General features: G+C 68.1%; 9 protein-coding genes. 6 read left to right on the top strand and 3 right to left on the bottom strand.

Annotated features, from left to right (window positions below; genetic code table 11):
• Window positions 1-4 precede the first annotated feature (4 nt).
• Genes DES44_RS07885 through DES44_RS07875 form a run of 3 tightly spaced genes read left to right on the top strand, consistent with a single transcriptional unit; the run spans window position 5 to window position 2,850 of the window.
• Window positions 5-1,084 (top strand): HlyD family secretion protein, encoded by a 1,080-nt coding sequence (locus DES44_RS07885; RefSeq protein WP_058935471.1) that lies wholly within the window; start codon window positions 5-7, stop codon window positions 1,082-1,084.
• 2 nt (window positions 1,085-1,086) lie between these two features.
• On the top strand, window positions 1,087-2,490 hold the full coding sequence (locus DES44_RS07880) for an efflux transporter outer membrane subunit (RefSeq protein WP_211326927.1): 1,404 nt from the start codon (window positions 1,087-1,089) through the stop codon (window positions 2,488-2,490).
• A 12-nt stretch (window positions 2,491-2,502) separates the two neighbouring features.
• A complete protein-coding gene (locus tag DES44_RS07875) occupies window positions 2,503-2,850 on the top strand; it encodes a winged helix-turn-helix domain-containing protein (protein ID WP_058935473.1) in 348 nt (115 codons plus the stop codon).
• A 3-nt stretch (window positions 2,851-2,853) separates the two neighbouring features.
• Here DES44_RS07875 and DES44_RS07870 read toward each other — a convergent pair whose 3' ends face one another.
• Window positions 2,854-5,697: an ATP-binding protein gene (locus DES44_RS07870; RefSeq protein ID WP_170156628.1), complete on the bottom strand. Its 2,844-nt coding sequence runs from the start codon at window positions 5,695-5,697 to the stop codon at window positions 2,854-2,856.
• Between the two features lie 242 nt (window positions 5,698-5,939).
• On the opposite strand from DES44_RS07870, the gene DES44_RS07865 reads away from it, so the two are divergent.
• Window positions 5,940-8,663: an ATP-binding protein gene (locus tag DES44_RS07865; protein WP_211326926.1), complete on the top strand. Its 2,724-nt coding sequence runs from the start codon at window positions 5,940-5,942 to the stop codon at window positions 8,661-8,663.
• Between the two features lie 36 nt (window positions 8,664-8,699).
• On the opposite strand, the gene DES44_RS07860 is transcribed toward DES44_RS07865, so the two are convergent.
• Window positions 8,700-9,083 carry a DUF7079 family protein gene (locus DES44_RS07860; RefSeq protein ID WP_058935476.1) on the bottom strand — a complete coding sequence of 128 codons (384 nt, stop codon included), beginning with the start codon at window positions 9,081-9,083 and terminating at the stop codon, window positions 8,700-8,702.
• A gap of 195 nt (window positions 9,084-9,278) precedes the next feature.
• On the opposite strand from DES44_RS07860, the gene DES44_RS07855 reads away from it, so the two are divergent.
• Window positions 9,279-12,089, top strand: a complete 2,811-nt coding sequence (locus tag DES44_RS07855) for a TonB-dependent receptor (RefSeq protein ID WP_058937457.1) — start codon at window positions 9,279-9,281, stop codon at window positions 12,087-12,089.
• A gap of 40 nt (window positions 12,090-12,129) precedes the next feature.
• Here the strand turns inward: DES44_RS07855 and DES44_RS07850 are convergent, their stop codons facing one another.
• A complete protein-coding gene (locus DES44_RS07850) occupies window positions 12,130-13,521 on the bottom strand; it encodes an aminotransferase-like domain-containing protein (RefSeq protein ID WP_058935477.1) in 1,392 nt (463 codons plus the stop codon).
• Here DES44_RS07850 and DES44_RS07845 point away from each other — a divergent pair.
• Window positions 13,520-14,860, top strand: a complete 1,341-nt coding sequence (locus tag DES44_RS07845; protein ID WP_116001373.1) for an MFS transporter — start codon at window positions 13,520-13,522, stop codon at window positions 14,858-14,860. The genes DES44_RS07850 and DES44_RS07845 overlap by 2 nt on opposite strands.
• The last annotated feature ends 5 nt before the right edge of the window (window positions 14,861-14,865 follow it).

Genomic DNA, 14,865 nt, shown 5'->3' with positions numbered 1-14,865 from the left:
CCCAATGATTCCCGCCCGAACCTTCGTTCTTGTCACCGTTCCCGCCTTGCTGGGTGTTCTGGCTGTCCTCTACGCGTGGGAGCTGCCGCCGTTTCGCAGCGACGTGCAGACCACGGAAGACGCCTATGTACGGGGCAGCATCACCATCATCGCGCCCAAGGTGGATGGTTATGTCGCGCAAGTGCTGGTCAAGGACTTCGAGGACGTGAGAGCCGGGCAACTGCTCGTCAAACTCGACGACGGCAACTATGCGCAGAAGCTCGAGCAGGCCAAGGCCACCCTCGCCGCCCAGGAGGCCAATCTGGCCAATTTCATCCAGTCGCGCCGTGCAAAGGAAGCCACGCTGCTGGGCAGCGAAGCGGCCGTGGCCATGGCGCAGGCCCAGCGCGTGAACAGTGAGGCCCAGCTGGAGCGGGCCTGGGCCGACGAGCACCGCGTCAATGCCCTGGTGGCGGACGGGTCCCTCTCGATCCGGGAGCGCGACCAGACCCACGGTCTGTTGCGGCAGGCGGAAGCCACGCAGAAGCAGGCCAAGGCGGCGCAACTCCAGGCGGCGGCCAACCGCGCCCTCGCCCGGCAGGATCTGCAGGCCGTCATCGTGAACAGGCGCGTCATCGAAGCCAACGTGGCCTCGGCGCGGGCGGCCGTCAAGCTGGCCGAGATCGACCTCGAGCACACCAACATCCGGGCGCCGCAGGCCGGCCGGGTGGGTGAAGTGGGCGTCAAGCTCGGTCAGTATGCGACGCCGGGCAGCCAGATGATGGCCCTGGTCCCGTCCAGGCTCTGGGTGATTGCCAACTACAAGGAGGCGCAGACCGCGCACATGTCGCCGGGTCAGCCCGCCTCCGTGCGCGTGGATGCGCTGGGCGACAAGGTGCTGCGGGGCCATGTCGAGAGCCTGGCCCCCGCCACCGGTTCTGAATTCAGTGTCATTCGGGCGGACAACGCGACAGGGAACTTCACCAAGATCCCCCAGCGTGTGCCCGTGCGTATCGTGCTGGAGCTGGCCAAGGAAGATGCCGACCGGCTCCGGCCCGGGCTGTCCGTGGTCGCCAGCGTGGACACCCGGAAGGCTGGATCGTGAGGGTGCGGCTGGCTTGCGCCGGACTGGCGCTGATCCTTCAGGCCTGCGCCACACCGGCACCGGCCCCCGCGCCGTCCGTTCAGTTACCCGCTGCTTGGCAGGTGGAGGGCGGCCGCCTCGCGGTGGCGTCGCAATGGTGGCGCGGGTTTCACGACCCCACCCTTGATGCCCTGGTGGATGAAGCGCTGAAGAACAACTTCGACCTGCGCCTGGCCACAGCCAGGCTCCAGGAAGCCCGGGCAATGACCGCCGCGCAGCGGGGCTCCGAGCTTCCGCAGGTGGTGCTGACCGATGGCGCCAACCGCTCCCGGCAGGTAAGCAGCGTCAGCCTGCATCCCTACCTCTCCCACAACAACGAAGTCGACGTGCGGGCCTCGTATGAAGTGGACCTGTGGGGCCGCGTGCACGACCTCACCGCCGCCGCTGAACGCAGCGAGGACGCCATGCGGCAGGCCCGGGACGCGGTCGCGCTGAGCGTGGCCGCCAGTGTGGCCAGTGGCTACGTCACGCTCCGGGCCCTCGACGCGCAACTGGACCTCGCGCGCCGCACCGCCGAATCGCGGGAACGATCATGGACGCTCAACAGCCAGCGGCAGCGGATGGGCTACGCAAGCGCCCTCGAGACGGCCCAGTCCGAGGCAGAGTGGCGCGCCACGACGCAGTCGATTCCGCAGCTGGAACTCGCCCGCAAACGCCAGGAACAGGTGCTCAGGGTGATGCTGGGACGCACCGAAGGATCGATCGAGCGGGGGCTGCCCCTTCTCGAGGTGTCGCTGCAGCCCTTGCCGGACATCGGCATTCCCTCCGAACTGCTGCGCCGGCGCCCGGACATCGCCCAGGCCGAAAGCCAGGTCGCGGCGGCCGATGCCCAGTGGGCCGCCGCGCGGGCGCGCCTGCTGCCCTCGCTCAACCTGGCGGCGTCCTACGGCCAGGTCAGCTCGAGCATCCTGCGGCAGGGTCCGTTCTCGATCTGGTCCGTGGGCGGCAGCATCCTGGCCCCTCTCTTCAATGGCGGCCAATTGAGGGCACTGGCCAGCGCCTCATCAGCCCGCCGCGACGAGGCGTTGCTCACCTATCAGAAAGTCGTTCTCACCTCCCTCTCGGAGGTCGAGACCCAGTTGACCGTGCTCTCCAAGAGCCAGGAGCAACTCGCGCAAGCAGAACTGCAGGGCGCGGCGCTGGAGCGGTCGTACAAGATCGCCAGCCGGCGGTATGCCGAGGGTTATGCCTCCTATCTCGATCAACTCCTGGCGGAGCGCAGCCTCTTTGCGGTGCAGCAGAGCATCCTGCAACTCCATGCGGAGACCTTGGTCGCGGAGATCTCGGTCTACCGCGCACTGGGCGGCGGATGGAGCCAGGATGCGGCCCCCTCCGGACCCGAGTCCACGCGGCGCGCCTCGCCCTGAACATGCGCCCCCATGCGCCCCTATATCCAGCAGGCCCTCTCCTTCGGCCCGTTCACGCTGCACCGCTCGGAGCGGCTGCTCTTCGACGGCGAACGTGAGGTCCGATTGGGCGGCCGGACGATGGACCTGCTCATCGCCCTGGTGGAGCGGTCCGGGGAGGTGGTGAGCAAGCAGGCCCTCATGGCCTATGTCTGGGGCTGCCAGGCGGTGGAGGAGGCCACCCTGCGTACCCAGGTCGCCGCGCTGCGCGCAGTGCTCGGCGATGGCCAGAATGACCAGCGCTACATCGTCAACGTGCCGGGCCGGGGATATTGCTTTGTCGCAGCCGTCCGGACGCAACGCCCGTCGCCCCACGGATGAACGCTAGGAGTGAGGGCGAGCCGCCGGATCCAGTTCGCCCAGCAGCCGGGCGGCCGCCATCAGGTCGGCCGTTTCGAAGCCCTCGGTGAAGCGCTCGAACACGGTCCGCAGCAAGTCTTTCCCTTGCGCCGGTCTGCCCTGGTCCCTGAACAGCCGGGCCATGCTGCTGGCGGCACGAAGCTCCCAGGCCAGCGCGCCCTGTTGCCGGGCCATGCCGAGCGAACGCTCAAAAAAGGACACAGCCTCGTCGTCACGGCCAGCCGCGCGCGCCCGCTCACCCAGCGAGCGAAGCACCTCAGGCGCACACCACGGCGCCTGGCCCGACTCCATCCGAGCCACGGCCACGTCGCTGAGGAACGCTTCCCCCAGGGTCGCCATGAAGTCGGCCAGCGGGCCGCTGACCGACACGCGCCCTCGCCCCTGCGCGCGATCCCCGGCAACGGACGTCTCCACAGGCGCGCCCGACCGATGGCCCAGCACGCGCTCGTACTCGTCCGCGTAGGAGCCCTGCAGGGCGAAGTCATATCGCAGCGCGTCCTGCTTGAGCCTCTCGATCGCCGCCCTCGCCTGCTGCAGATCTCCCGTCCAAAGGGCCACCGGGCAGATCGCCCACGACATCACCAGGCCCTGCGAAAACGTATTCTCCGACGCCGACAGTTGTTGCGCCTGCTGCGCCACATCCAGCGCCTGTTCCGCCAGGCCCTCCAGCCACAACACGCGTGCCAGCAGCATGCGCATGGACACGCTCTGAGACATGGGATAAGGCGGGCCGGCCGGCATCTGCAGCATCGGGTAACGCATCACCCGCTCCATCAGGCGCCGGGCCGCTGCCAGTTCTCCCATCAGGAGGGACACATGCGCCTGGGCCCGGTCGGCGGCCAAGGCCACGGCGACGTCCGTGCAGCGGGTGGCCCGCTCGCTCAGGGCATCCGCATGGATGCGCGCCAGCGCGGAGTTCCCGGCGTACACCGCTGCGGAAAACAGCTGGTGGATCGCCTCCACCTGCTGCTGCGGCGCGGCCATCTGGTCGGCCAGCGCCCGGGCCCGCGTCAGCAGGGCGTCCGCCCTGGCATTGGGACCGCTGGCCAGCGTCAGGGACAGGGAGGTCAAGGCACAGAGCCTGAATTCAAGCGCCGGCTCCTGCACACCGAGGGCGCTGTAGCGCTCCATCGCCCATTCAAGCCGCTGCTGCAGCTCCGACTGGAACGACAGCGCATTGGCCATCGTGAAGAACAGCGAGGTCAGCCGAACGGCGGCCAGGGCGCCCTCCGGCGTGGTGAACGTCCAATCCAGCACCGCGCGCACGTCATCCACAAAGGGGCTGTAGGTCGCGATCCACTCAGCCCGACCGAGCACCGTCCAGTCGCGTTCCGCCTGCGCCATCACCTCGCACAGATAGTGCGCCTGCCGCTCGCGCAACGTGCCCTGCTCGCCCATCGCCTCCAGCCGCTCCATGGCATAGGAGCGGGTGGTGTCGAGCAGTCGGTAATGCATCTCCCCGGCGCGGGGCAACACCAGCACCAGGGATTTGGACGCGAGCGACTCCATGCCCAGAAGGATCTCGGGTCCGCGGCGCTGCGGGTCGGCGCACACCGCCATGGCTGCGTCCATGGTGAACGGGCCGGTGAACACCGCCAGACGGCCCAGAAGCCGTTGATCCGGCGTGGACAGCAGGTCGAAGCTCCAATCCAGCAGCGCTCGAAGGGTCTGATGGCGCCGAGGCCCCGCTCGCCGCACCTGCCCGCCCAGGGGAAGACGACGTTCCATCTGCGCCAGCAGACCGCTGACGCCAAACGCGTTGATGTGGGCGGCGGCCAGTTCGATGGCCAGGGGCATGCCGTCCAACTGCCGGCAGATGTCCACGACGCCGGGGGCGTCCTGGTCGGTCAGCTCGAAGCTGTCCTGGCTGGCGGTCGCCCGCTCCACGAAGAGCTGAACCGCCGATGACGCCAGGGCCTGCGCGGCGGTGACGGGGACAGATGAGACCGATGGGTCGCTTGGGTTGGAGCGGGCGGGCACCTCCAGCGGCGGCAGTCGTTGCAGCCATTCGCCGCAGGCACTCAGAGGCTCGCGGCTCGTGGTCAGCACATGCACCTGCCGGCCCGACGCCAGCAGGTTTTCTGCCAGCGCGGCGGCGGCATCGATGAGGTGCTCACAGTTGTCCAGGAAGATCAGCAGGCGCTTCTCTTTCAGGAACTCACCGACCCGCCGCATCGGGTCCGATTCGTCCACGGAAATGCCCAGCGCTGTCGCGAGCGCGCCCACCGCAAGGGCCCCGTCGGACAGCGGGGACAGGTCCACGAACCAGACCCCATCCGGATAGTGGGGCAGCACGTCCTCACACACGGCCATGGCCAGCGTGCTCTTGCCCATCCCGCCGGGGCCGGCAATGGTGACGAAGCGGCGCTCGGACAACAGGTGGGCCATCCGCTGGATCAGGTCGGACCGCCCAATGATGCGGGTCAGTCGGACCGGAAGATTGTGGGCACTGTTCTTTGTGGGGGCGTCCGTGTCGCTGGCCTGCTGGAGCCTCTGCACAGGCGCCACGAAGCAATAGCCCCGGCCGCTGACATTGGCGATGAAGCGCCGACCTTGCTGGCCATCCCCCAGCGCCTTGCGCAGAGACGACAGATGGAAACGAAGGCTCGTCTCCTCCACCACGGCGGTGGGCCAGGCATAGGCCATCAGCGCTTCCTTGCTGACGATGTCGCCGGCATGCTCGAGCAGCGCCGTCAAGAGGTCCAGCGCGCGGCTGCCCAAGCGAACGGCCCGGTCGTTCTCCAGGAGCAGTCGGCGCTGCTTCAGCAGCTGGAACTCGCCAAACCTGAACGCCTGCTCTGTCTGCACGTCGGACTTCCCCCTGCCGCCTCCGTCCGGAACGGCGGCGGATGGTAGCATCGCAAGCAGCATACACAGCACGGCCCACGTCTTCATGAACTGCTGAGGCTGGTGGTTTTTTTCAGCGCGACGGCTGAATACTCAAACATCAACCAGCTCTCATGACCTCTGATCGACGCCGAGCAGCCCCCCCGTCGCGGACCCAGCCGATCTGCTTCGGTCCCTTTGTCCTAGTGGCGGAGAGCCGCAGCTTGACGCGGGACGGTGTCCCGGTGAAGTTGGGAGGCCGCGCCTTCGAGATGCTGCTGACCCTGGCGCAGGCCTCGGGCGCGTTGGTGCCAACCGAAGCCTTGATGGCGCGTCTGTGGCCGGACGCAGTGGTCGAACCGGGCAGCCTGCGGGTCCACATGGCCGGGTTGCGCAAGACCCTGGGTCGCCAGGACGACGGCTCGCCCTGGATCGAGAACCAGCCTGGCAAGGGCTACCGCCTGCTGGGCATGGCGCCTTCGTCATCCAGCCCGGCCCCGTCCTGGGAAAGCGGCAGGGCTGAACCCGCGCCCCAGAGCAGCGCGGACGACTACCTGCCCATCCGCATCACCTCCTCCATCGGGCGCGAACCGGTTATCCAGGCGCTGGTGGATGGCTTTCCGCAGCGCCGACTCGTCACCATCGTGGGGCCAGGCGGCATCGGAAAGACCACGGTGGGGCTGGAGGCGGCGCGGCGCCTGGCCGGCAGCGGTCTGGATGGCGTGCGATTCGTCGATCTCACCGCGCTCAGCGATCCCCAACTGCTGCCCAGCACCCTGGCGCAGGCCCTCGGGGTGCGGGTGTCCGCCCACGATCCAACGGCCAGCCTGATGGCCTACCTGGCCCCCACCCGGATGTTGATGGTGCTCGATGGCTGCGAGTGCGTCGTGGAAGCGGCGGCCCTGCTGGCCGAACGCCTTCTGACGGCGGCGCCCGGCCTCCTGCTGCTGGCGACCAGCCGGGAACCGCTGCGCATCCGCGGCGAATGGGTGGTTCGGCTGCCCCCGCTGGACCTTCCGGACACGCCAACGCCGGATCTGGCGTCCGCCCCGCGCTACTCGGCGCTCGCGCTTTTCATGGAGCGATCCGCAGCAGCCGGTGGACCGCCACTGGCGCAGGACGACATGCCGGCGCTGGTGCAGCTGTGCCGAAAACTGGACGGCAATCCGCTGGCGCTGGAGATTGCCGCCGCGCGGACCAGCACCTTCGGGGTGCGTGGGCTGCTGGGGCTGCTGGACGAGCGGCTGTCGCTGCTGAGCCAGGGCCGCCGCACGTCGCCACAGCGCCACCATACCCTGCAGGCGACGCTGGACTGGAGTTACCGCACCCTCTCCGACAGCGAACGGGCCATCCTGAGGCGACTCTCGGTGTTCCGCAGCCGCTTCACCTTTGAGGCCGCTGCCACGGTCAGTGCCTTTGCGCCTGTGCGTGCGGACGAAGTCTTCGATGGCCTGGAGGGGCTGATCGCCAAGTCGCTGCTGGTCACCGACAGCATCGGCGGCGCGGTCGGGCTTCGGCTGCTGGACACCACCCGCGCCTACGCCGCCGACAAGCTCGCCGAGAGCGGGGAGAGCCATGCGGTGGCCCTGCGGCATGTCGCCGCATGCCAGCAACTCTTCGACGCCTTTGCGCGGGATTCAGGCGGGCTGGCGTCGATTCAATGGAACGTGGTCCATGGCGCGCTGATTGAAGACATTCGCGCCGCCCTGCTCTGGGCCTTCAATGACCCCGCCACCACCGAAGCCGGCGTCCGGCTGGCCGCCGCCACCGGCGTGATCTGGGTGCAACTGTCCCGCAGCGCTGAATGCGTGCCCTACCTCCAGCAGGCGCTGCAGCACGTGGCCGGTCTTCCCGACGCACGCGCCCTGGAGATGGCCCTGTACCTGACCCTGGGGCAATGTCAGACCACCGCCGCCGGGCCGACGCCGGAGACGCTGGACGCCTATCGACGCGCAGGCGCGGCTGCCAGGGCGGAGGGCAACACCCGATTCCAGCTGCTGAGCCTGTACGGGGAATTCGGTTGGCACCACATCCTGGGACGTTATGCAGACACCTTGAGCGTTGCGCAGGCCTTCGACGAGGTCGTCGAGTCCGCGTCCTATGCCCAGTGCGACCTGTTGCGCCAGCGGCTGCGAGGCATTGCCTTGTTCCAGGTCGGGCGGCAGCACGAATCCCTGGCCATCGCCCGCGCGCTGGCGGAGTCGCCCCCCGAGGGCATTCACTTCTTTCTCGACTCCCAGCTCCAGATCGAGCATCAGACTGCATCGCTCACACACCTGGCCCGCTCGCTCTGGATCACCGGGCACACCGCCCAGGCCCAGGAAGTGGCCCGCCGGGCCGTCGAGGTCAGCCTGGCCTTTGGGCATGCCATCTCGACCGTCCAGGCCTTGACGATGGCGGCCTGTCCGATCGCCCTCTACGCCGAGGACTGGGCCACGGCGCGAGCCAACATCGCCCAACTGTCTTCCTTCGCGCAGCGCCACTCGTTTCACTTCTGGAACGACTGGGCCAAGCTCTTTGAACTCGCGCTGCACTGGTGCGAAAGCGTCAAGGACCCCACCTCGGCGCCGGAATGGTTGGCACTGTGCGAACAAACCGGCAGCCGGGCCGACGTGCTGGCCACCCTGTGTCCCAGCCTGGCGACCGAGGCGGTCCTTGCCACGGTCGAAACCGGTCCCGAGACCTGGTGCACGGCGGAACTGCTGCGCGTCAAGGCGGACAAACTGCTTCAGCGTGCGCACGAAGCCTCTGGGCCTGCTGCTCGCTCTGCCGCATGCCCTGCAGCCGCCCTGGCGTTGGACACAGACCCGGTCAGGGAAGCCGACCGACTCCTGTCCAAGGCGCTGGAGATGGCGACTCGCCAAGGCGCACGCGCCTGGGAGCGCCGGATCACGGGTTCCATTGCGCAACTACGGCGATGGCAGGACAGCGAAACGCACGCCCGCTGAACCACCCTTGCGCGGCGCTGACCCTCTTTCGCCCCTTCATGCCGCCGAACACAGCTGCAACACCCGCGCCCATTCCTGCCGCGTCCCGGCGGTCCAAAGGCGGATGCGCAGTCGCTGAAACAGGCTTTTGCGCGCCCCCGCAGGCAGCCCGTGCCGCTGAATGGCATCCATCAGCCACGCGTCATCAAACCCGCCCCACACCCCACCGGGCAGCCGCCATAGATTGCGCCAGCACGCAGGCGCCACCTGCGTCTCGTAGATCCGCTGCAGCTCCGACGGCGGCAGCCCTGTCCCCTTGAGCACCCGGGCCAGGGCCGAGAGATCCGCCTTGTCCAGCTCGGTATCCAGGAACAGGCACGCAATGGCGACCTGCGCCTCCCGGATCGCGTCGGCGCGCGATCCCGCTTCCGTCAACGTCATTCCCCCTCCCTTTCGTCAATAAACGACCACCAGTTGTTTCTGCGCGACTTCCCCCGTATGTCTCCCACTTTGCTGGGGCGACACAGCTTTCTAGACTGAGTCCAATGCCTTATTGGCCTTGCAGGGATAGATGACATGAACAGGATTTTCGCGCGCCCGGAGCCTCTTTCGGGCGCATGCAACGCGGTGGCCACGATGGCCGCCCCCTCCCACCCACGAAACGCCCGCGGTCCCCGCCCCCACGGCCTGGCCGCCGCGCTGGGCCTCACGGTCAGCCTCACCCTGCTGTCGCCATTGACCGTCCTGGCCCAAACCACCGGCGCCTCGGCCGAAGGCGACCCCGCCCCTCGCAAGCTCGAGCGGGTGGAAGTGACCGGCTCGGCCATCAAGCGGCTGGCGGATGAAGGCGCCCTGCCGGTGCAGGTCATCACCCGCCAGGACATCACCAAGGCCGGCGTGACCACCGCCGCCGAACTGCTGGCCACCGTCTCCGCCGCCAGCAAGGGCCTGACCGACGGCGTGAGCATCGGCACCGGCGGCGTCAAGGACCAGATGGGCCTGAACTCGGCCAACCTGCGCGGCCTGGGCACCTCCTCCACCCTGGTCCTGCTCAACGGCCGCCGCATGGCCAACTTCGCCTCCCCGGGTGACGACCAGGGCGTGGACCTCAACAACATCCCGGCCGCCGCCATTGAACGGGTGGAGGTGCTGCTGGACGGTGCGTCCGCCCTCTACGGCACCGACGCCATTGGCGGCGTCGTCAACTTCATCACCCGCAAGGACTTCCAGGGCGTGCAGCTGGACGCGTACGGCGGCTTCTCCGGAGAAGGCGGCGCGGGCAAGCGCACCGGCACCGTCTCCGCCGGTTATGGCGACGTCGCCCGCGACGGCTTCAACCTCTTCGGCGTGCTGGACTTCCAGCGCACCGACGCCCTGCGCACCTCGCAGCGCGACTTCATTGCCGACCTGAAGATTCCCGAGCGGCTGCCCCACCTGCTCTCCGGCGTGACCTACCCCGGCAACATCCGCCTCACCAGCGACCAGCGGGACTACCTGCAGTCGGTGAACTTCACCATCAACGGCAAGCCCATCGTCAACCGCACCATCAACCTGAGTGCGCCCAACTGCCAGCCGCCCCACACGCTGTATCTGCCCAATGGCATTGGTGGCGAAGACGCCTGCACCTACGACTACATGCGGGACCTGGAGCTCTATCCCAAGACGGAAAAAACAGGCTTCCTGGGCCGCGGCGTCGTCAAGATCAACGACAACCACCAGGCGTTTGTTGAATACGCCTACAGCCGCGCCCGCAGTTGGTACGTCGGCACCAGCAATCGCATCAATGCCGAGCTGGATGTGTCCAAGATCCCGGCGCTGGACGCCACCGGCCTGGGCGACGCCCTGCCGGATGACCGCTCCATCGAGGTCCGCACCCGCATGATCGAAGGCGGCAACCGCGCCAGCCAGCTCACCAGCACCGGCAGCCGGGTGGTCGTTGGCATGAATGGCAGCGTCGGTGGCTGGGATTACGACTGGGGCTACAACCACAGCGTCAACCGCGTGTCCGATCGGGACGTGCGAGGCTACTTCCCGGAAGACCAGACCCTGCAGGCCTATGCGGACGGTCTGCTGAATCCCTTCGGCCCCTCCAGCGCGGAAGGCCTGGCGCTGCTGAAGTCCCTCAACATCAATGAAGAGGTGCGACGCGCCCGCGGCGTGATGGATTCGCTCGACGCGAAGATCACGCGCTCGCTGACCCGGCTGGAGGGCGGCGACCTGGCCGTGGCCGTGGGGGGCGAGTTCCGCCGCGAGCGCTCCAGCTCCGCCGCCAGCGACCTGCTGATCTCCGACAACATCCTGGGTGATGGCTCGCCCGGCGACGCGCAGTTCACCAACAACTCCCGCAAGGTCTGGGCCGCCTACGGCGAGCTGCTGGCGCCGTTTGCCAAGGGCTGGGAGGCGCAGTTCTCCATCCGCCATGACCGCTATCAGCGCATCGGCGCGACGACCAATCCCAAGGTCGGCCTGCGCTGGACACCGATGCCGGACCTGACGCTGCGCGCCTCCGCCGGCACCGGCTTCCGCGCCCCGTCGATGGACGAGCTGTACCGCCCCACCAAGGTCACCTTCTCCTCCATCCTGCCGGACCCGGTGTGCATGGCCGAGAACGACAACGACCTGAGCTTCTGCGCGGACTCCTGGGAAACACGCACCTACTCCAATGCCAAGCTCAAGCCAGAGAAGTCCCGCCAGTTCAGCATCGGGGTGCTGACCGACCCCTCGCCCTTCCTCAGCGTGGGCGTGGACTACTGGAACATCCAGAAGCGCAACCTCATCAGCACCATCGGCGACGACGTGATCCTGTCCAACCTGGACAAGTACGAACCGCTGGTGCACCGCTACAGCGAGGACGAAGGCCTGCCCGGCTGCGACTACGACGCCACCGACACCAGCATCTGCTTCATCGAGCTGCGCAAGGAAAACCGCGGACGCGAGAAGGCCTCGGGCCTGGACCTGACCCTGCAGCTGCGCTCGAATGCGAACGAGTGGGGCCGTTTCTCGGCCAAGCTGGTGGGCACCTGGACGCTCACCTCCAAGCGCCAGACCGGCGACGGCGACCCCTACATCAGCAACCTGGGCCGCTTCGTCACCGATGGCGTGGTGCAGCGCTGGCGCCACCGGCTGAACCTGGACTGGTCGCGCGGCGACTGGAGCCTGAACCTGGCCAACACCTTCTACAGCGGCTACACCGACCAGAACTCCGCCATCGACACCGACACCGGCACGGTGGTGGCCAAGAACAAGGTGAAGGCCTATTCGCTGTGGGACCTGTCCGGCGGCTGGGACGCGACCAAGGCGCTGTCCCTGCGGGCGGGCATCAAGAACCTCTTCGACACCGCGCCGCCGTTCTCCAACCAGGCCTACTTCTTCATCTCGGGCTACGACCCGAGCTATACCGATCCGCGCGGGCGATTCTTTTACCTGAGCGGCAGCTACCGGTTCTGAGGCCCTGCCCCATCACAGAGGCTTGGTCACATCGGCTTGATCACATCGGCTTGGTCAGAAACGCCATGGCCCGCGGATCATCGATGTAGCTGACGTTGATTCGCAGCCACGGGCACACCGCCAGGTCCGGCGTGAACACCGAGCCGTTTGAGAAGCTCACGCCGCGTGCGGCCGCCCTGGTGACCAGCTCGGTCGCGTCGTCCACGCCGGGCCAGCGCGCCCACAGGAACATGCCGCCGCTGGGCCGGCAGAACAGCTGCCAGCCGGCCGTCGTCAGCACACGGCTGGCCTGCGCCAGCTGACGGTCCAGCCGGCGCCGCAGCCGCTCCACCAACTTGCGGTAGCTGCCGTTCTCCAGCATCACGGCCAGCACCTCCTCCGCAAAGCGTGAGGAGGTGATGCTGGTCAGCATCTTCAGATCGACCAGCCGCTTGATGAGCGCCGGCGCCGCCGCCACGAAGCCCACCCGCAGCGAGCACGACAGGCTCTTTGAAAAACTGCCGATGTAGATGACGCGGTTGAGCTGGTCCAGCGCGGCCAGGCGCGGTGTGCTGCTGGTCTGGAAGTCCGCATAGATGTCGTCTTCCACGATGTTGAAATCGTGCCGCTCCGCCAGTTGCAGGATGCGGTGCGCCGTCGCCACCGAGATGGTGCTGCCGGTCGGGTTCTGGAACACACCGTTGAGGAAGAACAGCTTGGGCTGATGCGTCTCCAGCAATCGCTCCAGCGCCTCCACATCCGGCCCGTTGGGGGTGCGCGGCACGCCCAGCATGCGGATGCCCTGCAGCTTGAGCAGCCCAAAGAGGTTGTAGTAGCCCGGCGTCTCCACCAGCACCGTGTCGCCCGGGCGCAGCAGCAGCCGCACCAGCAGGTCCAGGGCCTGGCTGGCGCCGCTGGTCAGCAGGAACTGGTTGACCGGGGCTTCGATGTCCATGCTGTAGAGCCGGCGGCTGAGCGCCTTGCGAAGGCTGGGGCTGCCCAGCGGCGTGCCGTAGTCAAACAGGCCGCTGCGGTCCCGGCGCACGGTCTGGCGGATGGCGTAGGCCATGTCCTCGCTCTCGCGCCAGCTGTCAGGCAGCCAGCCGCAGCCCAGCTTGACCGTGTCGTTCTGCTCGCGGAAGAGATGCCAGAGCTCGTCGGTGACGCTCTCCGCATCGCGCGGGTTGGACATGCCCGCCGACGGGAAGCGCATGGCGCCGTCCTCGACGTAGTAGCCCGATCCGGGCTGGGAGCGCGCCAGGCCGCGGGTGACCAGCCGGTCATAGGCCTCGATGACCGTGTTGCGGCTCACGCCCAGGTGGGTGGCCAGGCTCCGGATGGACGGCAGACGGGCGCCCGGTGCGTACACCCGGCGGCCGATATGGGCCTGCAAGCCTTGCTCCACCTGGTCGGCCAGCGGGATGTCGGAGTCACGTTGGATCTGAAGATTCATGGTGGGGGTCGGTCGCGGACACTGTTTCTTAAACGGATGGGTACGGAGGGTACAGGATCAAGGGAACTGTGCCTGTGTTTGTACCCATGTCGTGGCTATCCTGCAATGCAGGCAGGCCCCAGGGGCCCACAAGGGAGCATTCGCGTCCATGCATCAGAGAACCCCCCACCCGTTTTGGCTGGCCGCCGCGCTGTGCGTCATGACCACCGGCGTCAACCTGCAGGCGCCGCTGTATGCCGCTTATGCACGCGCGGACGGCGTCGGCGTCATGGCCACCACCATCGCCTTCTCGTTCTACGTGGCCGGCGTGCTGCCGGTGCTGCTGGCGCTGGGCGGCCTGTCCGACCGGATCGGGCGCCGGCGGGTGATGCTGCTGGCACTGGCCCTGTCGGCCACTGGCACGCTGCTGATGCTGCTGCATCCGCATGTCGCCACCCTGGCGGTAGCTCGGCTGGTGCTGGGCACCGGGACGGCCCTGATGTCGGCGACCGCAACGGCCTACATGCTGGAGCTCTTCGGCTCGGCACGCGCCTCCCGCGCGGCCAACTGGGTGACCGCCAGCACCTCCATCGGATTCGGTCTCGGGCCAGTGCTGACCAGCCTGTGCCTGATGGTGCAGGATTCGCTCACCCCGCCGAGTTTTGCGCTGCACCTGGCCGCCGTGGCGGTGTGTGCAGCGCTGGTGTGGCGGCTGCCGGAGACGGCGCCCCGCAGCGGGCCGAAGGCGCCGATGCTGCGGCTGCCGTACTTCACCGTGGAGGGGCTGTGGTTCGGCGCGGCCATCCTGCTGTGCTGGGCGACCACCGGGCTGGTGATTTCCATCCTGCCCTCGGTGCTGGCGCCGCATGGCTTGTCGCGCTACTCGGGGCTGGCGACGATGCTGGCCATCAGCTGCGGCCTGCTGTTCCAGCCGATGGCCCGGCGCCAGGAGCCGCGTCACGCGGTCCGCATCGGCCTGATGGTGCTGGTGCCGGCCTATGCACTGCTGGCCTGGGGGGCCTGGTCGGGCACGCTGGTGGCGGTGCTGCTGGGGGCGCTGGCGGCCAGCAGCGCCTGCTATGGCTTTGTGTACCTGGGCGGGCTGGCCGGGACGGCGGAAGCCGCCGGGGACCAGACCACCCGCGCCAGCGCCGCCTACTTCCTGATGGCCTACGTGGGCTTCAGCCTGCCGGTGATCTTCACCGGGCTGCTGGCCGACCGGTATGGCACGGCCACCGCCCTGCTCGCCTTCGGGCTGTTGCTGGCGGCTGGGGCGCTCACGCTGCTGAGCCGGCCGGTGCGGGTGGTGGACCTGTCCGACCTGCCAACGCGCCCCGCCGAGGCCTTGCTCAAGCGTTGAGCGTG

This window comes from Roseateles depolymerans (genome assembly GCF_003387155.1).
Lineage (GTDB): Bacteria > Pseudomonadota > Gammaproteobacteria > Burkholderiales > Burkholderiaceae_C > Roseateles > Roseateles depolymerans.
Note: the sequence above shows the minus strand (reverse complement) of the source record. Positions and strands in the feature narration are given on the sequence as shown.